The organism is Blastocatellia bacterium (assembly GCA_025055075.1).
Classification (GTDB): domain Bacteria; phylum Acidobacteriota; class Blastocatellia; order HR10; family HR10; genus HR10.
On the sequence record JANWYV010000020.1, the window covers coordinates 91,824 to 113,994 of the forward strand.

Below are 22,171 nucleotides of genomic sequence, written 5' to 3' on the forward strand. Positions count from 1 at the left end.
CAACTTTGAAGGAGGGGCCTATGACCAACGTCGTTCGACGAATCCTTGCTCTCACGCTCGCCCTGGGGCTCATCGGTGCGATCGCCCCAGTCTTCAGCCAACAGAAGGTTAAACTCCTGGACAAGGAGACCTTCATGGAAATGGAATCCGTCGGGAACCCGAACATCTCGCCCGACGGCCAGCATATCATCTTCACTCGAACCTGGGTGAACAAGATGCGGGACGAGTATAACAGCAACCTCTGGATCGTGGACGTTGCCGGCACGCGCGTGCGCGAGTTGACGTCCGGGAACTGGCGCGACAGCTCACCGGTTTGGTCTCCAGACGGGAAGCGGATCGCCTTCCTCTCGAATCGCGATGGCACGACGCAGATTCACGTGATGTGGGTAGACACGCGCGAGGTCGCCCAATTGACGCATTTGGAGCGCGCGCCGAGCAACCTCCGATGGTCGCCCGACGGGAAATATCTCGCCTTCACGATGCTCGTCCCGGATAACGATCCTATCCTGCCGATCAAGATGCCCGAGCGACCGGCCGGGGCACAATGGGCGCGACCGGCTATCGTCGTGGATCGGCTCACGTGGGCGCGTGATGGCCAAGGCTTACTGCCGCGCGGCTACACCCACGTGTTCGTGATTGATGCGACGCTCGGGGGCACGCCCCGTCAGATCACCAGCGGCAAGTACAACCACACCGATCCCGAATGGTCGGCCGATGGGAAGACGATCTATGTCTCGGCCATCCGCAAGCCCGATTGGGAGTACTTGCGTGGCGACACGGAGATCTACGCCGTTGACCTCCAGACGCTCGACATCAAACCGCTCACGGATCGCCGAGGCCCGGACGCGAATCCGACGGTCTCTCCTGATGGCCGATGGATCGCCTACACGGGCTATGATGAGAAGGGCTACACGTTCCACATCTCCAACCTCTACCTCATGGACAAGGATGGCGGGAATAAGCGCGTCCTCGCCGACAATCTGCCCAGCTCGCCGATGGCCGTGACGTGGGCGCCCGATGGATCGGGCGTATACTTTCTCGTTGGGGAAAAGGGGACAACGAGCATCTACTTCGCCTCGCTTGACGGCAAAATCCGAAAGGTCCTGGAAGGAACGCACGTTCTCTCCGGCTTCTCGCTCGCCAGGAACGGGCAAGTCGCCACCGTCCGCTCAACGTTCAAGGAACCGGGTGTGCTCGTCACCTTCAACCTGCGCGATCCGGCGACGATGAAGAAACTCGTAGACGTCAACGAGGACGTGCTCGCTGGCGTGAAGCTTGGCGATGTCGAAGAGCTGTGGTTCACTTCGACGGATGGATGGAAGATCCAAGGCTGGTTGATCAAACCCGCCGAGTTCGACCCGACGAAGAAATATCCAATGGTGCTCTGGATTCATGGCGGTCCCTGGGCGATGTACAGCGTGGCGTTCAACTGGGCCTTCCAGAATTTCGCGGCCAACGGTTACGCCGTCCTCTACACGAACCCGCGTGGGAGCACGGGATACGGGCAAGAGTTCGTCAACGGCATTCAGTACGCCTATCCGGGCAAGGATTACGACGACCTGATGGCGGGGGTAGATGCCGCGCTCGCCAAGGGCTGGATTGACGAACGCAACCTCTTCGTCTGTGGCGGCAGTGGAGGAGGCGTTCTCACGGCGTGGATCGTCGGGCATACGGATCGGTTCGCCGCGGCCGTCTCCATGCGTCCGGTCACTAACTGGCATTCGTTCGTGGGGACGACCGACGGCCCCAGTTGGTACTATCAGTTCCGAAAATTCCCATGGGAAGACCCGATGGAATACGCGCTCCGCTCTCCGTTGCACTACGTCGCTAATGTGAAGACGCCGACGATGATCATGACGGGCGAAGCCGATCTTCGCACGCCGATCGGTCAAAGCGAGGAGTTCTATCGCGCCCTGAAGATGCTCAAGAAGGAGACGCTCCTCATCCGCATGCCCGAGGAGTATCACAGTTGGCGCCGACCGTCTCACCAACTGGCTCAGCAACTTTATCTGCTTGCCTGGTTCGAGAAGTACAAGCGAAAGGATAAAGAGGAGCCTGTTGAGAGCGCCGAACCGCAGAGCGGGCGCGCACGACGGGAACCCTGAATCGTTAACGATCGGCCCACGCGGGCTCGCCTCGGACGTCGACGACGCGCCGGTGTGAGAACCGCGTGGGATTCTTCGAGATTTTCTCCGGGGAGGGGTCATTATGAGTGGATTGAGAGTTCGATGTTCGGTTTTCGGGCTTTTCCTCCTTCTTTTTGTTCTCCTCCCAACATGGGGAGGAGCGAGGACACAACTTCCTCGAAAGCCGCCGACGACTTCGGCGGACAATGTCAAAGAAGTCCTGCACGGCGTTGAGATCGTCGATCCCTATCGGTGGCTCGAAGATCAATGGAGTCCGAAGACGCGGGCTTGGATCGAAGAACAAAACGCGTACACCCGCGCGTTGCTCGATACGGTCGCCGGGCGCGAGAGGATCCGAAGGCGCCTCACCGAGCTGATGAGAGTGGAAGCCATCGGACTTCCCATCGAACGCGGCGGTCGATATTTCTTCTCCAAGCGACGCGCCGATCAGGAGCAATTCGTCCTCTACATGCGGAAGGGACGCCAGGGGCCGGATGAGGTGTTGATTGATCCGCATCCGTGGAGTCCCGATCACACGACGAGTGTAACGCTGCTGGATGTCTCTGACGATGGGACCCTGCTCGCCTATGGCGTGCGTCAAGGGGGTGAGGATGAGATCACCATTCGGATCTTCGATGTCGAAGCGCGTCGCGATCTCCCCGATGTCCTTCCCAAAGGCCGATATTTTGGCCTCTCACTGACGCCGGACAAAAGCGGTTTCTACTACACGCGTCACACCCCTGAAGGCCCACGCGTCTACTTTCACCGGTTGGGCGAGGATCCGGCACGCGATCGCGAGATCTTCGGTCGCGGCTACGGTGTAGATAAGATCATCAATGCCGAGCTCTCGGAAGATGGTCGGTACTTGCTCTTTACGGTCTCGCATGGTGCTGGGGCCCGTCGAACGGAGCTTTATCTCCAGGATGTGGCGCGCGGCGGTCCTGCCATCGTAGTCGTCAATGATCTCCAGGCGCGATTCAGTGGGGAGATCGTCGGCGACACGCTCTACCTCTTGACGAACTGGAATGCTCCGCGCGGCCGTCTTTTGGCTGTGGACGTGCGAGAGGCTGCAGCGCGCGAGCGATGGCGCGAGGTCATCCCTCAATCGCCCGCGGTGATCAACGGCTTCGCCTTGGTCGGAGGGCGACTCGTAGTGAACTACCTGGAGAACGTGCAAGCGCGCGTGCGGATGTTTGATCCCAATGGAAGATTCCTCGCCGAAATCCCCCTGCCGACGATCGGCTCCGTCAGTAGCGTGAGGGGCCGTTGGACGAACCCCGAGGTCTTCTACGCCTTCTCCTCCTTCCACATCCCGACGACGATCTATCGCTACGACATGAACACGGGGACATCAGAAGTGTGGGCGGCGTTGAAGGTGCCGATCCGCAGCGAACAGTTCGAAGTCAAACAGATCTGGTATGAATCGCGCGATGGGACGCGCGTCCCAATGTTCATCGCTCATGCCCGTCATCTGAGACTCGATGGCGCGCGTCCGACATTGCTCACCGGCTACGGCGGATTCAACGTCAGTTTGCTGCCAGGCTTCTCCGCGCGCGCCGTCCTGTGGATGGAGATGGGCGGCGTCTACGCGTTGCCGAATCTCCGAGGTGGTGGAGAGTTCGGCGAAGAATGGCACCGCGCGGGGATGTTGGAGAAGAAGCAAAACGTCTTCGACGATTTCCTAGCGGCCGCCGAATGGCTCATCAGAAACGGCTACACCAATCCCTCGCGTCTGGCCATCTCCGGTGGAAGCAACGGAGGACTCCTTGTCGGAGCAGCCCTCACGCAGCGTCCGGAGCTGTTCGCTGCCGTCGTTTGCTCCTACCCGTTGCTCGATATGATCCGATACCATCGGTTTCTGGTCGCTCGCTTCTGGATCCCGGAGTATGGATCGTCGGACGATCCGGAGCAGTTCAAATACCTGCTCGCGTATTCGCCGTATCATCAGGTCAAACCCGGTACCCGGTACCCGGCCGTACTCTTCATCACTGGGGATGCTGATACGCGAGTAGATCCGCTTCACGCGCGGAAGATGACGGCACGACTTCAAGCGGCGACCGCTTCAGATCGGCCGATCCTCCTCCGCTACGATACGAAAGCCGGGCATTCGGGAGGCTTGCCACTCAGCAAGCAGATCGAAGATTTGACGGATGAGTTGAGCTTCCTCTTCTGGCAGCTCGGCGTTCCAATGTCGGAGAACTGATCCGCGCTATCACTGGCGGAGGGAGCATCTCGTCCAGCGACGGCGCGCCCGCCGGGGATGAAAAAACGGTCGCGCGCCGTCGCTCTTTTCGAAGCTTGGCTTTCGGGGAGCTGACCGCTCGCCTCATGGCTCTCTCACGGCTCGCAGATGATCGCCTCGTCTGATACAATTTTCTCCTTCCGAAGGAGTGGGCGAGATGAGACCGAAACGTTTCGACGGCCGCACGTTTCACGAACGGTTCACCCGCTATGCGGCAGATCTGTACCCCGGGCGATATGAGAGCTTGAGTTTTTGCGAAGAACTGGCGGAATTGGCGAATGAGATCCTGGAGTGGAAAGAGAAGCGCAACGCCGTGCTTCTTGCTCACAATTACCAGTTCCCCGAGGTCCAAGAGATCGCTGACTTCATTGGCGACTCTCTGGGGCTCAGTCAGCAGGCTGCTCAGACCTCGGCTCAGGTGATCGTCTTCTGCGGCGTTCACTTCATGGCCGAGACGGCCGCGATCCTTTGTCCCGATAAGCTTGTGCTCTTGCCCGATCTAGAAGCGGGGTGCTCCCTGGCAGCATGCGTGACAGCCCCGCAATTGGCCGCGTGGCGCGAGCGAAACCCCAATGCGGTCGTGGTCACGTATGTGAACTCGACGGCCGACGTCAAAGCCCTCTCGGACTACTGCTGCACGTCGCGCAACGCGCAGAAAGTCATCGAGGCGATTCCCGACGATCGAGAGATCCTCTTCCTTCCAGACCAATACCTGGGGGCGGTCATCAGCGGACTCACTCGACGCCCGCTCACGCTTTGGCCTGGCCAGTGCCACGTCCACGCGAAGATCGCTGAGACGGCGATCGAGCGCGCTTTGGAGGAGCATCCGGAAGCGGAGATCCTCATCCACCCCGAATGCGGATGCGCGACGACGTGCCTGGCTCGAGCTGTCTCCGGACAGCTCCCGCGCAATGCCTATTTCCTCTCGACCGAAGGCATGGTGCGCCACATCGAGACTTCCAACGCGAAGACCTTCCTTGTTGCGACCGAGAAAGGGATGGTCTATCGCCTGCGCGTGCTCTATCCCGACCGCACATTCTATCCCGTCTCGCATGATGCGCTCTGCGAGTACATGAAATGTATCACGCTGCCGAAGGTCTTGCGCTCGCTCAAAGAGTTGATTCACCCGATCCGCGTCCCGGAGGAGATCGCCGCGCGCGCCCGAGGCGCTATCGCGCGCATGCTCGCTATCACGTGACGCTCGACGCGCTCCCACTCAGGATCGCCTTGATCCTTACGGACTTCTCCCACGGCGAGCCATCGACGAATCGTTGCGCCACTTCGGCAACCTCGATTAATACGTGTCTTCCCGCAAGAGATGAAGATTCCCAACACTGACGCGCTCCAAACCCGCCTCGCGGGCTGCTCGATAGCAACGCGCGGCATGTTCCCGCGAGGTATGAGGAAGATCGGCGAGATAAAAGGTGGGGTGGAAGGCCAAAAGCCGATAGGGGATCGTGCGGTCCAATGCGGCGATGAATCGAGCGAGAGCGCGAACCTCTTCCTCGTCCACGTATCCGGGCACGAGCAGTGTGCTCGCGACAAGGGGCGGAGGATCAGGACGCTCCGAGATGCGCCGCGCCAACTGGGCGAAGTTCTCCAATGTGCGTGCGTTCGTCACGCCCGTCAGCGCGATGTGGATAGATTCGTTCCACGCCTTCAAGTCGAACTTCACGCATCCTCCGGAGGTCAACGAGAGATCCATCATCCGTGCGGCGAGCCGCGGATGCATCGTCCCGTTCGTCTCAAAGCAAATGCGCAAAATTCGCCCTGCTCTTTGCGCTCGTTCCATGGCTTCGCGCGCGACTTCCAATGCGTGAGGCAATTGAGGAGTCGGATCGCCTCCAAAAAAGCAGATACATGACGTCCGGGCATCGACGGCTTGAGCTAAGTCGCTCGCGCTCGACTTCATCCCCCGCATGCGATCCCAGCGATAATGCCAGTTTTGACAAAACAGACAGTCGAACGTGCACGCTCCGTAAAAGACGGCCAAGTTCTTGTATCCCAGCTCGGGGCCGTTGCGATAGGCAAATCGAGGGTATCCGGCCCCCGTCCCTCCAGCGCACACCCAATCGGCCACGCAATTGGTGGGAAGCGGATCATAATACCATCGAACGACAGCCATCTTGCGCCCGGCGAAGGGAAGCCCACAATACCCGAGACGATCGTCGACCAACCGACATTCATTCACGCAGATCGAACAAAGCCGTCCGCGTGGATCCCGAGGCGGCGATTCTGGAAGTCCGAACGCGCGCCGCGTAAGGCTATGAATGCGCGTCGTTCGCTCTAGCGCTTCGACACTCCCGCGTCGAAGGCACGTCCCGCATACTCCGAGGTGCTCGGCCACTAAACGAGAGCGAATGCCGCAGTTCTCACATCGTCCCATCTCGACGAATTATACCCTGCCATGCGACGGACATGAGAGCGAATGCCCTCCCCGCCCTCAGCATGCCCCCTCGGCAAGTGGTCTCCCTCCTCCGGTTCACAAAGCCCACAGCCACCTTCGAATCGAGGATCAGGGGAATTCATTCGAGACGATACTAGCATCGGGAGACTCGATCCCGAAGAGGAATCGGAGTCTCCCCCTTCCACGCAGGTCTCAAACGCCTCACACGTCCAGATACAGATAGAACTCCATCGGATGCGGGCGCAAGCGCACGGCGTCTACTTCGCGCTCCCGCTTGTATCGGATCCACCGCTCAATCAACGCCGGTGTGAAGACGTCCCCTTTGAGCAGGAACTCATGGTCCTGTTCCAGAGCCGCCAGCGCCTCTTCGAGCGAACCCGGCAGTTTCGGTACGTCCTTCAACTCCTCCGGGCTCATATCGTAGATATCGCGATCGAGCGGCTCTCCCGGTTCGATCCGCTGCTGGATCCCGTCCAATCCGGCCATCAGCATCGCCGCGAAGGCCAGATAGGGATTGCAACTCGGATCTGGAGGCCGAAATTCTAGCCGCTTCGCTGCGGGATTGGCCGAATACATGGGGATGCGAACAGCCGCGCTGCGATTCCGACGCGAATATGCAAGGTTCACCGGCGCCTCGAACCCAGGCACCAATCGGCGATAGCTATTGGTCGTCGGCGCGACGAAGGCGGCCAAGGCCGGTCCATGACGCAATAATCCGCCAATGTACCAGAGCGCTTCCTGCGAGAGTCCCGCATATCCCTCGCCCGCGAAGAGTGGGCGCCCTCCCTTCCAAAGCGACTGATGGCAATGCATGCCGCTGCCATTATCCCCGAAGATAGGCTTCGGCATGAACGTCGCGACTTTCCCACGCCGCCAGGCCACTTGCCGGACGATGTACTTGAACGCCATCACATGATCGGCCGTCTCCACCAATCCCCCATAGCGAAAATCCACCTCGCCTTGCCCGCCACTCGCCACCTCGTGATGATGGCACTCCACCTCAATGCCGATCTGTCGGAGGCGCTCGGCGATCTCCGTTCGCACGTCCTGAAGCTGATCCACAGGCGGAATCGGCACATACCCTTCCTTCCCCCGCATGCGGTAGCCTCGGTCTCCCCACTCCTGGCTTCGCACTTCGTATCCGCTCCGCACGCCATTCACCTCGTAGCGCACTTCATCGAAGATGAAGAATTCGACCTCCGGACCGAAATAGGCCTCGTCGGCGATTCCTGTGAATCGCATGTATGCCTCGGCCCGCTTGGCAGCTCCTCGGGGATCGTACTCGTACCCCTGCCGCGTAATTGGATCCACAATGTCCCCAATCAGACAGAGCGTGGGCTCCTCATAGAACGGATCCATCCAATACCATCGCGCATCCGGGATGAGCAACATGTCGCTCTCATGGATCGCTGCCCACCCTCGGATACTCGATCCATCGAATCCGAAGCCCTCTTCGAAGCTCTCTTCCTTCAACTGCTCGATGGGAAACGTCATGTGCTGCCACTGCCCCACCAAGTCCGTGAATCGAATATCCACGTACTTGGCTCCGTGCGCGCGCGCGTATTCGAAGACTTTCTGTGGTGTCATAATCTCCCTCCTCATGGGACGAAAAGATCACGAGTGCGCCCGAAAGCCCTCAGGACGCCATCCCGAAGCCCCTCCCCGAAGGATGCTTCAGAAGCGATGACGTCCTTCCCCAACGAACGCTGATCTCGGCGTGAGGCACTCGGGTAAAATCGAGATCACGATGCCATACGCCCTGGCATCTTTGACGAACCGTCGCACTTCCTCGACCAGGAATACGCGAAACTCCTCCTCCGAGGAGAAACGCTCCCGAAAGTGAAGCAGAAATTGCATGATCTCCCCGTGCTCGCTTCTCATCGGTCGCTCCTCTCTCAAACAGAGCTTAACTGGAGGGATTTCAGCAAACGGCGTGCCAGAGAGGAGTGAGCGAGCGCCGCGATCACCATAATCCATTGGAATCGCGATGCTTGTTTCACTTCTCGGCCGAGTCGTGCACTAGCCATAGATTGGCACAATGATGTCTCATCGAGAAGATCAAGAGACAATTTTGCCCCACGATATTCATCCACAAGCCGCCCCGCCTCGCGCATCCTCACGGGAATCTCGCAAGGCTCCCCTCGAATCCGAAAGATCTGGCCATTCAAATGGCCTCGACATAGGGCTAATATTGTCACGAATTCCGCCAATTTTTACAAGTTCGTCCACATCCGAACAGTTTTCCATAAGCGCCCGGATCAAGTCCCATGCGGGAATCCAGAACCCATATCTCAAGTGGGGCGGAGGAGCCTTCTCCTCCGCCCCGCCCTTCCATCACCACTCGAATCGGAACCCGAGTTGAATGAAGCGAGGCGTATTGAACTGTGTGGTCAAGACGCCGAATGAAGCCGGATCGAGCATGCTGAGTGTGGGATCGGCCAGCTCCAATCGGTTGAACGCGTTCAGCAAGTCGCACGTGAAGACCAAGCGCATACTCTCAGTGATCGCCGTCTTCTTCCCGATGGAGAGATCGAAGTTCCAGCGCGGAAATCCGCGGAGCACCCCTCGCCCCTGCCGTCCGTCTTCGCTGATGCGAATCTTTCGGAAGCTGTTGAAGACCGCCTCCGGATTAGCGAAGAGGTTCAGTCCAGTCCCTCCGCGCTTGGGATCACCGACCGTTCCGATGCCGCCCGATCCGGCGACATTCCGATGCACCTTATTCGGGAAGTCGGGCTTCCGGAGCGGGATCGCCCCAGCGCCCACGGAGAAGTTGAGCGGATCTCCTCCCCAAACTTGGTTGCTCTGCACGAAGGTGAGCGGCAATCCACTATTGGCTGTGAAGATCCCGGAGAAGTACCATCCCCCGACGACCTTATCGAACCACGTCCCTGTGCTCCAACGCTGCCCTCGTCCGAAGGGAAGCTCATAGAATCCCAGCGCGTTCATCACGTGACGGCGATCGAAGAAAGCTGGGCCGTAGTCGATATCGGGATCGTAGGAGGAGGAGAACGTGCCGATGAAATTCTGGATGAGTCCGGCCTGATCGAGGGCTTTCGACAACGTGTAGTTGATGTCGAAGGTGAGGTTCCGCGAGAAGGCCTTTCGCACGGTCACGAAGAACGAGTGATAGTTCGACCGCCCACCGTCGGTCCTCATCCAGAGGTCGAGCACCTGCATGTTGGTGATTGTTGGTTGCCCCGCTGCTAGTAAGGATGTCTGGATGAACGTCCAGAGATCGTTCAACAATCCGTCTCGAAAGGCTGCCGTGCGAGCCGTGGCCACACGAACCGTTCCTCCTGGTCCCAGGAGATTTTCGAACCATGGCTGCGGCGTCACGCGATCCGGGGCCACGCCCGCCCGCAATTGCTCAGCTACCGCATCGAACGCTTGCGCGAAGGTTTGGAGCGTCGCCCGATCGCGCATGAAGAATGGCACGGCGCTCAATTGCACGTTCTGATTCAGATTCCGCCCCAATCGCCCAGCATAGCCGAATTCGATGAGGAAGCTCCCCGGCAACTCGCGTTGAATAGTCAGATCGAAGCTGTGCGAGCGTCCGACCTTGATGTCCGGGTCGACCTGAAACGAGAGGATCTCCCCGAAGGGAACGCTGGGGACAACGGGAGGGGTCACGGCCGGAATTGTGGGGATCGGCGCTGGTCCATCCACGCCGATGCGGAATGCATTCGAGGGATCATTGTTTCCCGCGCAGACGCCGCCAATGCGCGGTCCGCGGCAGTTGATCGTTTGTGCGAATCCGACTCCAAGAAGTGGGATGACGATCGTCTGAACGGTATTCAACCGATCGTAGACGATCCCATATCCAGCCCGGATGACGCCCTTGCGGTTCCCGAACAACGCTCCCCCCACGCCGCGCTCGAATGCTGGATTCCAGGCCACGGCCACGCGCGGACCGAAGTTCGTCCGATCCACGTCGAAGATGCGATCGCGACTGGAATTCCGAATTGGCTGGAAGGCAAGGGCGGGATTATAAATCTCCCCGCGCAAGGCCGCTTGCCGCCGCGCGGCGAAGTATTGGCTCGAAGTCAGGATCTTTCCCGTCGCCTGCTCGATCAAGAACGTCTGTCGTCCATCTTTCTCCACCGGAGGTGTCTGCCACTGGTAGCTCGCGCCGAGCGTGAGCGTCAGGGAAGGACGAATCCTCCAAATGTCGTTGAAATAGAACTCGTAGGCGTTGATTCGTGCGTCCACCTCAAGCGGCGCGCCGATGGGACGCGGATTCAACTTCCCATCGCGCACGATCATGACCCCCACGTTATCAATGATCCCGAGCGCTCCAGCGTAGAGCCGATTCCATCGAGTCACATCACCGGGCTGCAGGCAATTCGTCCGCACGGTCTCCGAACAGCTCGGCGGCCGATTTGATGGCAGGATCGTCACAGCCCCCGCCACATCCAGTTCGGCGACCAGCGCTGTCAGCGATCCTACGACCTTGTCATCGCGCAGATGGTAGAGCTTCAGCCGACGAATGGACGTCCCGAACTGCATCGTATGCCGTCCCTTGATCCACGTCACATTATCCACGAACTGCGTCACATGATCGTTGACGCCCTGTGTGCGCGCCACTTGCGCGTGCACGTCGATCGGTTCGGAGACCAATCCCCCGAACGAGGGATGGCCCGCTACCTGAAGGGCCACATTCGTCCCCGCCACTTGGGGGAACGGAGAGACCCGCTGCAACCACCAGAAGTTCCGCTGGAACGAAAATCGAAATTCGTTGGTCAGATGCGGCGTGATCTGCCCGATCACTCCGGCAGTCACCAGACGCGGCTGCACCGGCACTTTGGCCAACGAAGCTGGAACGCCCTTGGTGTTCCCCTTCAAGAGTCCTCCGATGTCCAACTGCGTCGGTGAGGCTGAGATCTGCCGGAAGTACCGATAGCTCCCCTCGAAACGCCAGCGGTCGCTCAGATGGTGATCCAAGCGAACGACCGCGAAATCGTTCGTGATCGAGGCATCGGCCACGCTTCGAAATCCAATCGTATTCAGCCCATCGCCCGCCGAAGGATCGTTGCCCGGAGGTAGCAAGTCCCACAGGGCTCTGACCACCGGATTCAACCCGATCCCTCGCGGATCGCACGGATCGGAATTCGTCGGGCCACAGAGTCGCGAGGTCCTCAGATCATAGCTGACGATCTGACCCGTGGCATCGCGGAAGCGCAGAATCCCAGCGCGCAGCGTCTCAGTCGGCACAATGCGAACGATGTCCTGCGATTGCGGGAATCGCCGTCCCTCGTAGTTGGCGAAGATGAACGTGCGATTCCTGAAGATCGGCCCCCCGGCCGAGAATCCGAATCGATTATCCTTCAATTCCGGATCCGGCTGCCGCGTTCGGTTCCGCGTCCACGTGTTCGCGTTCAGGTTATCGTTCTGATGGTACCAGTAGGCCGAACCGTGAAACTCGTTAGTCCCGCGCTTGGTGATGAAGGCGATCTGTCCGCCCGAGCTGCGACCGAAGGTCGCATTGGGATTCGTCGTCCCCACGCGGAATTCTTCGATGCTCTCGACCGGAACGGGAATGATGGGTTCAGGTCCGCTGGAGAGCGGCTTCACCGGATGCGTCCCAACGGTGTTGTCTGTGATGTCCACTCCGTCCAGGATGAACGTATTCTGATCGCTTCGCGCACCGGCGACTTGTCCCCCAATGTTATCGTTGACGCCGACACCGCGATAGGGCATCGTCAGCGGCTGCAGCAAGTAGATCGAGACCGCACTCCGATTGATGTTGGGCAGGCGCAAAAGCGTCTCCCCTTTGAGGACGTTCCCAACCGTCGCGTCCACGGTCTGCAATTCCACACCGGCTCCGGCCGTGACTTCGACCGTCTCGGCGATCTCTCCGACTTCGAGCGTGAAGTTCACCGTGTACCCTTTCGCGACATCGATCTTCAACGCGGAGACAACCGCCTGACGGAATCCCGGAGCCGTCGCCGCAACCTTGTACACCCCAGGAGGAAGATTCGTCACCACGTACTGCCCATTTTCGTTGGTCTTGACCGTCCGGCTGATATTCGTCGCCGTCTCGGTCACCGTGACCTCGGCGCCTGCGATGACAGCTCCGGCCGGATCAGTGACCGTCCCGCTCACGATGGCCGTCGCCGCCGTCTGTCCCAAAGCCGCGCTCCAAAGAGCGCACAAGGAGAGTACGATCACCCCGACGACATAGCCTCGCCTTGCCATAGCTTTCCCTCCCCCGTTTGGATGTTCGACGCCCTGCAGATATAGCACATGGCTTATCCGAAGACAAGCCCTTCAGCGCTAGCGCTCCCCTTCTCTCGGCGAAATCCGTTTGAACGCGAGGTCCTCGAAGAGTCCAGAGATCCTCATCCGCAGCTCGCTGATTTTCCCCTCGACATCCGGCACGAAGATAGCGAAGGCCCGAGGTAAGAGAGGATCACGCCAGCGTACCCGAAACGTCTCGTAATGCCAATGCTCCAGGTCGCCCACGCGAGTCGGACCGAATCGTAGGACGAGCTTTCCCGCCTCCTCTTCAACGCTCACCTGGCCATACACATCGTTCTCATACGTCCCGATGTACTGCGCTCGCGGCAAAGCCGGTTGCGTCCCCGTGACGCGCGCCTCTTCGATCCGCTTCACGGCGGCCTGCTGCTGTTCTTGTAAGGCCTTCGCCCGCTGGAGGAACTCTGCGCTCCAATCTCGCGGTGAGGCCCCAAAGAAGACGTCCAGGATTCGGTACTTGAGCGCATGCACAAGCAGCGTTCCATTCATGTTCGTCAAAATGACGAAGCCGAACTTCTCCTCCGGGACGAGGACCACGAGCGCGCTCATCCCGTCAATGTTGCCTCCGTGTTCGACGATCTTGCGGCCTCGATAATCGTGGAGGAACCAGCCCAACCCGTAGGTCAGAAATCGCGCTTCTGGAAAGAGCACGGAATATGGCGGCTCGGGACGAACGATCGTTTGCGGTGTTTGCATCTCGCGCTCCATGGCCGCACTCCAAAACCGCCGCCCACGATACGTCCCCTCGTTCAAATGCAACCGAATCCACTCGGTCATCTCCAGGACATTGGAGTTGATAGACCCCGCTGGAGCGATGTTATCAATGTCCCGCCAGGGGATTGGTCGGACGACGTCTTCGACTCTGGCGTGCGGCGTGGCGACATCCGTGGCCGCGCGCAGCGCCTTCACGCTGGTCGTGCTCGCCGTCATGCCCAAAGGCTGGAAGATGCGTTCGCGGATGACCTCATCCCATGTCTTTCCGGTAACGGCACGAATGACCTGACCAGCCACCAAATAGAGGATGTTCTGATAGCCGAAGCGGCTGCGAAAGCTCCAGCGCGGTTTCAAGAATCGAATCCGCCGCACGATCTCTTCCCGCTCATACATCGAGCCATACCAGAGCAGGTCCGCGCGCTCGAGCCCGCTGCGATGGGTGACTAGATCGCGGATCGTCAACTCGCGGGTGACGTAGGGATCGAACAACTGGAAGTCGGGGAGATACTTCACGACCGGATCATCCCATTGAAGCTTCCCCTCCTCCACGAGCATAGCCAGCGCGGCCGTCGTGAACGCTTTCGAGGCCGAGCCGATGGCGAAGATCGTGCGCTCGGTCACCGGAGCGCTCTCCCCGAGCTGCTTGACGCCATAGCCCTTCGCGAGCACGACGGCGTCATTCTTGACGATGGCCAGCGCCAGCCCTGGGACTTCCCATTCGCGCATCGCGCGAACGATATAGGCCTCCAGATCCTGGAGGTCCTCCCGCGGCGATCTCGGATAAGCGAGACCGACGCGGAAGGAGCTCATGAGGACGAGCAAAAGGATGGGGACGATGATCCTTCGCACGGTTTTCATCTCACACTCCTCCTTGTGTCTTCAGCGAGCGCGCTCGCTCACTCACGCTTTCGGTGTTCATCGAACCAATTCGCGATGTACAAGATCTTGGCCATATGGTGGCTCGGCCGCCTCATAATCCCGTGCGGTTCTCCGGGAACGCGGACGAGCACCGCTTCGACGCCCAGCAGTTTCAACGCCGTGAAATACTGCTCGGATTCGGACATTGGCGTGCGATAATCCTCTTCTCCTGTGATGATGAGCGTCGGGGTGCGCACGTTCTTGACCACCGAGAGAAGCGATCGCTTCTCATAGTGCTCAACGTGATCCCACGGAAAGCCCGGGAACCAATACTTGATGGCGAATGCGGCGATGTCGGCCGTCAGCACGAAACTGTACCAGTTGATCACGGGATAGGCGGCCGCCGCCGCTCGAAACCGATTCGTCCGTCCGATCACCCAACAGGTCAAGACGCCACCCCCACTGCCGCCTGTGACGAAGAGATTCTCCGGATCCACATAGCCGCGCGCGAGGACAGCGTCCACGCCGGACATCAAGTCGTAGAAATCGTCCCCGGGATACGCATGGTGGATCAGATTCCCGAATTCCTGACCGTAGCTCGTGCTCCCACGCGGATTCACATAGAGGACGACGTATCCGCGCGCCGCCCACATCTGTTTCTCCACATCGAATCGGTCGCCGTAATTGGCGAACGGCCCGCCATGGATCTCCAAGATCAGGGGATACTTCTTCGACGGATCGAAATCGGGAGGCGTGAGGATCCATCCCTGAATCTTTCGTCCATCGAGCGAAGACGTGTACCAGATTTCTTCGACACGTCCGAGCTTCTTTCGCGCGAAGAGATCCGCGTTCAAGGCCGTGATCACCCGAAGTGCGGGATTGGCGAGCGTTCCCACGGCGATGTCTCCCGGCACATCCGGGCGCGTATAGGTCACCGCGAAAGCCCCATTGCTCGCTACGCTGAAAGCGCCGCCCATGCTGTAGGCCAAGTCTCCGCTCCCAATATGAGCGGCGAGCGTTCGGAAAGCACCGTCGAGCGTATAGAGGCCGAGCTTCGTCGTGCCTTGATCGTCGTAGAGGAAGAGGATCGCGCGCCCATCCGGAGTCCAGCGCGGCCGCACGACGTCTCGATCGAGCGCGGCGGAGAGAACGCGCGAGCCGCTTCCATCCCGATTCATCACATAGAGGCGCGTCACTTGATACCCCTGATAGGCGTCGTCAAAGCCGACGTATGCGATATAACGCCCATCGGGAGAGATCGCCGGAGCGTTATCCGGTCCTCTTCGATTGGTCAAAGCTCGAACCGAGCCGTCGGCGATGGAGAACTCGTAGATCTCCGTGTCGAGCGGCTCCAGCTCGAAATCCGGCCGACGGTTGGCCGAGATGAGCAGAGCTTTCCCATCGGGCGTCCACACAGCTTCGCTCGCGCGGAAGCCGACGCCGCCGTGATGGAACTTCCCGCTGGAGATTTGCCGAGGCGTTCCCCCTTCCGCGGGCACGATGAACACATGCGTGTACCCGGGTTTCAAATACCCCGCCCCATCGAAGCGATAGACGAGCCGATCAATCACCATCGCAGGCTCCGCCCATTTGGCTCCGGGAGGAGGTGAGGGGAAACGGCCGATCTGTCGCGGCGGCTCTGGGACGAACATCGCGAACGAGATGTAGCGTCCATCCGGAGACCAGGCGATTCCCTCCGGTGGAAACGGTACGTTCGTGATCCGCGCCGTCTGCCCTGTATCCATCCACCGCACGTAGATCTGCGGCGAGCCCTCTCGATCTGAAACGTATGCGATTCGTGTGCCATCGGGCGACCAGCGTGGCGAAACGTCCCGAGAGAGGCCTGTCGTCAACGGCCGATGCTCCTTCCCATCGAAGGAGACGATCCAGAGATTGGAATAGCGCTGATCTGTCAGGACGTCGCTCGCTCGTCGCACGTAGACGACGAAGCGCCCATCGGGCGAGATCTGCGGATCACTGGCATACTCCAATTCGAAGAGATCCATCGGGGTGAGCCGATCCTCTCGATCTTGTGCGATCACCGGAAGTCCAACCATGAGGACGACCAGAAGGCTCACCCCGACGAAAACGCGACGCACCCACGAACGCTCGTTCATACGACCTCCTCCTCGATGATCGCTCACAGGAGGCGACACGTATACCAAAGCCCATCTCCCTCTGTCAACAAGCTCGCGTGCACAACTCTCCTTTTCGCTTCAAAAGCGCTCACGAGAGCATCCGCGGCTCGCTCCCACAAGGGGCTCTATTTCACGAGGGGTAAGGGAAATCGAGCTATTCTTTGAAGCGGCGGGGATTGATCCCGTACTTTTTGACCTTGTAGCCGAGGATGCGCTTAGTGGTATTGAGCAAACGTGCCGCCCGCGAGATGTTTCCTCGCGCTGTCTTCAAGGCATCCAGGATCAGATCCTTCTCATACGCGGCCACAGCTTCGCTCAGGGAGAGGCGCGGGACCGTTCCCGAAGCCTCGGCCGTTTGAAGCGTGGGCGGCAGATGATGGCTATGGATCACGTTCCCCTCGCAAACGAGGACCGCGCGCTCGATGCAATTCTCCAGCTCGCGGACATTCCCCGGCCAGTGGTAGCTCATGAGCATATCAATGGCTGGCGTCGAGATGCGTCGAATGTCCTTGCCGTGCAGGCGCGCGTACTTCTCGAGAAAATGATCGGCCAGAAGTGGAATATCCGATTTTCGCTCCCGCAGCGGCGGCAGGTAGATCGCGAAGACGTTCAGGCGATAATAGAGGTCCTCGCGGAATGCCCCCTCGCGCATCGCTTGCTCCAGATCGCGATTCGTAGCCGCGATCAGCCGCACGTCCACCTTGATCGTCTCCGTCCCGCCGAGCCGCTCGAATTCTCGCTCCTGCAACACGCGCAGGAGCTTGACCTGTACTGAGAGGGGGAGGTCGCCGACCTCGTCCAAAAAGAGCGTCCCGCGATCGGCCAGCTCGAATCGTCCTTTCTTTCGTGCATACGCTCCCGTGAAGGCCCCTTTCTCATACCCGAACAGCTCGGCCTCAATGAGGCTCTCCGGCAAAGCGGCGCAACTGACTTTGATGAACGGCTGATCGGCCCGCAGCGAATTGTAATGGATCGCCCGCGCGATCAACTCCTTTCCCGTTCCTGACTCTCCACGAATGAGGACCGTCGTATTCGTCCGAGCGACCTGCGCGACCTGAGCGTAAACCTCCTGCATCGGCCGACTCGTGCCGATGATGTTGCTGAAGTCATAGCGCTCCTTGAGTTCTCGGCGCAAGGCGAGGTTCTCGTCCAACAGGCGGCGCTTCTCCGCTTCGATGAGCTGGTTCACCTTCACAGCCTGCGCCACCATGGAGCCGACGATACTGAAGAACTTCGTGGCTTGATCGTAATCCCGATCCGGACGATAGGGCAGCACGATGCCCATGGCGCCGATGGTGTGCTGATCCACGGAGACGGGCACGCAGATGAAGGTCAATTCTTCGCGAGATGCCTTGAGCACACCCGTGCGATTCAGGAAGAGGGGTTCTTGGCTCGCCTTTGGGACGACAATGGGCTTGCCGCTTTCGACCACGCGTCCGATGATCCCCTCACCCACTCGATAGCGCCCGCGCTGCTGCGCCTCGCGCGTCAACCCCACCGAGACCTCGATCGCCACCTCATCGCCCCCTTCCTCAAAGAGGGCGATCACGCCGGAGACGACGCCGTGATTCTCCTCCAAGATCTCCAGCACCCGCAGTAACGCCTGCCGCAAGTTGAGCGTCGTCCCCAATGTCTGACTGATGTTGAGCAGCGTCGCCAGCTTCTGTACCTCTTGATTCACGTCGCCTCTCATGGTCACTTCGTTATGTTGTGAGTGATAGTCCATTTCCTCTCAAAAAGCAAGGCACCACGCCTCAGAAACGCACGACAGTGATTGCCAGGACGAAAATTCATGCTAAAATTGCAGAGCGGGAGGTGAGACTATGCACTTCGTGCCGATTGTTGTGGAGACGACGAGTCGCGGGGAACGCGCTTACGATATCTACTCTCGCCTCTTGAAAGAGCGCATCGTCTTTCTCGGAACACCGATTGACGATCAGGTGGCCAACCTGATCATCGCCCAATTGCTTTATTTGGAGGCGGAGGATCCGGATCGGGATATCAATCTCTACATCAATAGTCCTGGCGGCTCCCTCACCGCAGGTCTTGCCATCTACGATACGATGCAATTCATTCGCCCTGACGTAGCCACGATCTGCACGGGAGAGGCAGAGGCCATTGCCGCTTTGCTCTTGGCGGCCGGGACGCCAGGAAAGCGGTATGCGCTCCCCAGCTCTCGGATCGTGATCTATCAACCGTACATCTATGGCGTTTCGGGCCAGGCCACCGATATCCGCATTCATGCTGAGGAGCTGATGCGCTTGCGCCGCTTGATCAGTTCGCTCCTGGCCAAACACACGGGGCGCTCGATCGAGCAGATCGAGCGGGATGTGGAGCGCGATTTCATCCTCACGGCCGATCAAGCCGTTGCCTACGGCTTGATCGACAAGGTCCTGCACCGGCGCGAAGTCCCCGAGGAGGAAACAATTTCGATGACGCGCTCGTGATTTCGTGCTAAGATAAGGGCGTCCGTGTAGTGAGCATCTCACGCGTGAGGAGGAAGATATGGCGAAAAAGGGACTGACGAAAGCTGAATTGGTGGGACATCTGGCTGAGAAGCTTGGAGTGAATCGAGCGACGGCGCGAGGTTTCCTCGACGAGCTCTCGACGCTCGTGGCCAAAGAGGTGAAAAAGGCGGGCGTCTTTGCCTTGCCGGGACTTGGGAAATTCGTTCTCTCCAAACGGAAAGCCCGAATGGGTCGCAACCCTCGAACTGGCGAACCCATCAAGATCCCGGCCAAGACGGTCCTGAAATTCCGGATCGCAAGGGCGCTGAAGAACTCCGTTCTCCCGGCGAAGAAGTGACGTTGCCTGACGCCTTGCAATGAAGGCGCGTGGGAGATCTCTACTCCACGCGCCTTTTGGTTTTCGATAGCCTTCCCGGCCCACGAGGGGATCTCGGCTTCAGAGAACGAGCCGACGCAAGCGCAGGGCATTCGCAATGACTGAGACCGAGCTGAATGTCATCGCGGCCGCCGCGATCATCGGGCTCAAGAGCAGACCGAAGACCGGATAGAAGACGCCAGCGGCGATCGGCACGCCGAGGAGATTGTACACAAAGGCGAAGAAGAGATTTTGCCGGATATTGCGCATCGTCGCGCGGCTCAATCGTCGGGCCCGCACAATTCCGCGCAGGTCGCCCTTCACCAAGACTATGGCAGCGCTCTCGATGGCGACGTCTGTGCCCGTCCCCATCGCGATCCCCACATCCGCTTCGGCCAACGCCGGAGCGTCATTGATGCCATCCCCGGCCATGGCTACTCGGCGTCCCTCCGCTTTCAAGCGCCTCACCACTTCGGCTTTCTCGTCCGGCAAGACCTCAGCAATCACCTCATCGAGACCGAGCTCGCGAGCTACTGCTTCGGCCGTCTGGCGATGATCGCCGGTGACCATCACAATCCGCAACTTCTCCCGATGCAAGGCCGTGATGGCCTCGCGCGCTGAAGCCTTGAGGGGGTCGGTGATCCCTAAGAGTCCGACGAGCGTTCCATCCACAATGACGAACAGGACCGTTTGTCCAATGCGCCGCATCGCCTCCACTTGCGGGCGCACCATATCAACTTCGGTCTCCAAACCGAGGTCCACGGCTCCCTTCTCGCTGCCGACCATGACCGTGTGTCCCTCGACATTTCCCATCGCCCCCTTCCCGGGAGATGAACGAAAATCTCTCACGTGAGCCAGGGAGATCCCACGTTGCTCGGCGGCTTCCAAGAGCGCGCGCGCCAGAGGATGCTCGCTCCCTCGCTCAAGACTCGCGGCGAAGCGCAATATCTCAGCCTCAGTCAACTCCGCCAACGCGACGATGGAGACCAGGCGCGGTCTCCCTTCCGTGAGCGTCCCCGTCTTATCAATGACGAGCGTGTCCACACGTTCTAGCAGTTCCAGCGCTTCGGCATTCCGCATGAGCACGCCCGCCATCGCCCCTCGCCCCGTTCCTACCATGATTGCCATTGGCGTAGCCAATCCCAAGGCGCACGGACAAGCGATGATCAGCACAGCGACGGCGTTCACCAACGCGTGGACCATGCGCGGTTCCGGCCCAATGAGGCCCCAGATCACAAAGGTGACTGCGGCGATGAACACGACGGCTGGGACGAAGTATGCCGACACGCGATCGGCCAACCGTTGAATCGGCGCGCGGCTCCGCTGCGCCTCGCTCACTAACTGCACGATCTGCTGCAGCAGCGTCTCGCGACCGACGCGTTCGGCGCGCATGATGAAGCTGCCCGTCCCATTCACTGTCCCCCCGATGACCCAATGGCCCGGTCCCTTCTCGACCGGCATCGGCTCGCCCGTCACCATGGATTCGTCCACGAAGCTGGAACCTTCGAGCACGAGGCCATCCACGGGGATGCGTTCTCCCGGACGAACCCGAAGGCGATCGCCCACGCGCACGCGTTCGAGCGGGACGTCCTCTTCCTCTCCGCTTTCGTGGATCACGCGCGCCGTCTTAGGCACTAACCCCAACAACATCCGGATCGCACTGCCCGTACGCTGACGAGCGCGCAGCTCCAACACTTGCCCAAGGAGAACGAGCGTCGTGATCACAGCCGCCGCTTCGAAATATACGGCGACTTCACCGTGCGGACCGCGGAATGAGGGGGGAAAGATCCCCGGAAGGAGCGCAGCGATCACGCTGTAGAGATACGCCGTTCCCGTGCCCAAAGCGATGAGCGTGAACATGTTCCAGCGCCGATTCCGCACTGAGGCCCACGCGCGTTGAAAGAAGGGCCATCCTCCCCAGAGCACAACGGGCGTCGCTAGAACGAGTTGAACCGCGATCGCCCGACGGACCGAGAGGCCGGGAATTCCACCGATCATCTCCGACATCGCCAGCAAGAGGATCGGCGCTGTCAGCATGGCGCTGAACCAAAATCGGCGGCTCATGTCTTTGAGTTCCGGGCTGGGAGCTTCCTCACCGATCGCCATCTTCGGCTCCAGCGCCATCCCGCAGATCGGACACGCTTCGGGCTCGCGGCGCATGACCTCCGGATGCATCGGGCAGGTGTACTCCCAAGTCGCTGCGATGCTGGAGAATGCTTCCAGAGTCATCCCACACTCCGGACAGGCTCCGGGCTGCGCTTGTCGCACGTCCGCATGCATGGGACAGGTGTATGCATTTCCTCCCACGCGAAGCGGCTCTGGCCGTCTTCGAATGACTTTGAGGGCGATGGGAGGGCCAGCCGACGCCACATAGCGCTCCGGCTCCGCGCGAAACCGCTCCCAGCAATGCTGGCAGCAGAAGAAGTACGTCCGCCCCGCATACTCCTGAGAACCCGCCGCCTGCTCCGGATTCACCCGCATGCCGCAGACCGGGTCTCTCGCAACGGCTTCAGATCCGCGACCCGAACCCATCACTTCGTGCATGCTCCCTCCTTTCGCTCCCACCTCATCGGGCGAAGGCTATAATTTTCCCCGCCCCTCCGACGAG

Annotated in this window: 13 protein-coding genes; 5 read left to right on the top strand and 8 right to left on the bottom strand. The window is 59.9% G+C overall.

Features of this window, described 5'->3' with window-relative positions:
• Positions 1-20 precede the first annotated feature (20 nt).
• From NZ746_05460 to nadA, 3 genes are all read left to right on the top strand, one after another.
• The gene (locus NZ746_05460) at positions 21-2,105 is read left to right on the top strand and encodes a S9 family peptidase (protein ID MCS6816809.1); all 2,085 of its coding nucleotides are present in this window, start codon (positions 21-23) and stop codon (positions 2,103-2,105) included.
• Between the two features lie 103 nt (positions 2,106-2,208).
• Positions 2,209-4,329, top strand: a complete 2,121-nt coding sequence (locus NZ746_05465) for a prolyl oligopeptidase family serine peptidase (GenBank protein MCS6816810.1) — start codon at positions 2,209-2,211, stop codon at positions 4,327-4,329.
• A gap of 196 nt (positions 4,330-4,525) precedes the next feature.
• The gene (gene nadA, locus NZ746_05470; GenBank protein ID MCS6816811.1) at positions 4,526-5,566 is read left to right on the top strand and encodes a quinolinate synthase NadA; all 1,041 of its coding nucleotides are present in this window, start codon (positions 4,526-4,528) and stop codon (positions 5,564-5,566) included.
• 96 nt (positions 5,567-5,662) lie between these two features.
• Here the strand turns inward: nadA and NZ746_05475 are convergent, their stop codons facing one another.
• The 7 genes from NZ746_05475 to NZ746_05505 all read right to left on the bottom strand — a co-directional run bounded on the left by NZ746_05475 (position 5,663) and on the right by NZ746_05505 (position 18,433).
• Positions 5,663-6,754 (bottom strand): radical SAM protein, encoded by a 1,092-nt coding sequence (locus tag NZ746_05475; protein MCS6816812.1) that lies wholly within the window; start codon positions 6,752-6,754, stop codon positions 5,663-5,665.
• A 222-nt stretch (positions 6,755-6,976) separates the two neighbouring features.
• Positions 6,977-8,362 (bottom strand): type I glutamate--ammonia ligase, encoded by a 1,386-nt coding sequence (gene glnA, locus NZ746_05480; protein MCS6816813.1) that lies wholly within the window; start codon positions 8,360-8,362, stop codon positions 6,977-6,979.
• 87 nt (positions 8,363-8,449) lie between these two features.
• Entirely contained in the window at positions 8,450-8,656 is a 207-nt protein-coding gene (locus tag NZ746_05485) for a hypothetical protein (protein ID MCS6816814.1), read from the bottom strand.
• 453 nt (positions 8,657-9,109) lie between these two features.
• Complete coding sequence (locus tag NZ746_05490; protein MCS6816815.1) at positions 9,110-12,970, bottom strand: carboxypeptidase-like regulatory domain-containing protein; 3,861 nt, start codon at positions 12,968-12,970, stop codon at positions 9,110-9,112.
• Between the two features lie 78 nt (positions 12,971-13,048).
• Positions 13,049-14,602: a serine hydrolase gene (locus NZ746_05495; protein MCS6816816.1), complete on the bottom strand. Its 1,554-nt coding sequence runs from the start codon at positions 14,600-14,602 to the stop codon at positions 13,049-13,051.
• Between the two features lie 38 nt (positions 14,603-14,640).
• Positions 14,641-16,719 carry a S9 family peptidase gene (locus NZ746_05500; protein MCS6816817.1) on the bottom strand — a complete coding sequence of 693 codons (2,079 nt, stop codon included), beginning with the start codon at positions 16,717-16,719 and terminating at the stop codon, positions 14,641-14,643.
• A 175-nt stretch (positions 16,720-16,894) separates the two neighbouring features.
• The gene (locus tag NZ746_05505) at positions 16,895-18,433 is read right to left on the bottom strand and encodes a sigma 54-interacting transcriptional regulator (GenBank protein MCS6816818.1); all 1,539 of its coding nucleotides are present in this window, start codon (positions 18,431-18,433) and stop codon (positions 16,895-16,897) included.
• A 130-nt stretch (positions 18,434-18,563) separates the two neighbouring features.
• Here NZ746_05505 and NZ746_05510 point away from each other — a divergent pair, with 130 nt between their 5' ends.
• Together NZ746_05510 and NZ746_05515 are read left to right on the top strand one after the other, a co-directional pair.
• The gene (locus NZ746_05510) at positions 18,564-19,187 is read left to right on the top strand and encodes an ATP-dependent Clp protease proteolytic subunit (GenBank protein ID MCS6816819.1); all 624 of its coding nucleotides are present in this window, start codon (positions 18,564-18,566) and stop codon (positions 19,185-19,187) included.
• 58 nt (positions 19,188-19,245) lie between these two features.
• A complete protein-coding gene (locus NZ746_05515) occupies positions 19,246-19,545 on the top strand; it encodes an HU family DNA-binding protein (GenBank protein MCS6816820.1) in 300 nt (99 codons plus the stop codon).
• A 99-nt stretch (positions 19,546-19,644) separates the two neighbouring features.
• On the opposite strand, the gene NZ746_05520 is transcribed toward NZ746_05515, so the two are convergent.
• Positions 19,645-22,107, bottom strand: a complete 2,463-nt coding sequence (locus NZ746_05520; protein MCS6816821.1) for a heavy metal translocating P-type ATPase — start codon at positions 22,105-22,107, stop codon at positions 19,645-19,647.
• Positions 22,108-22,171: the final 64 nt, after the last annotated feature.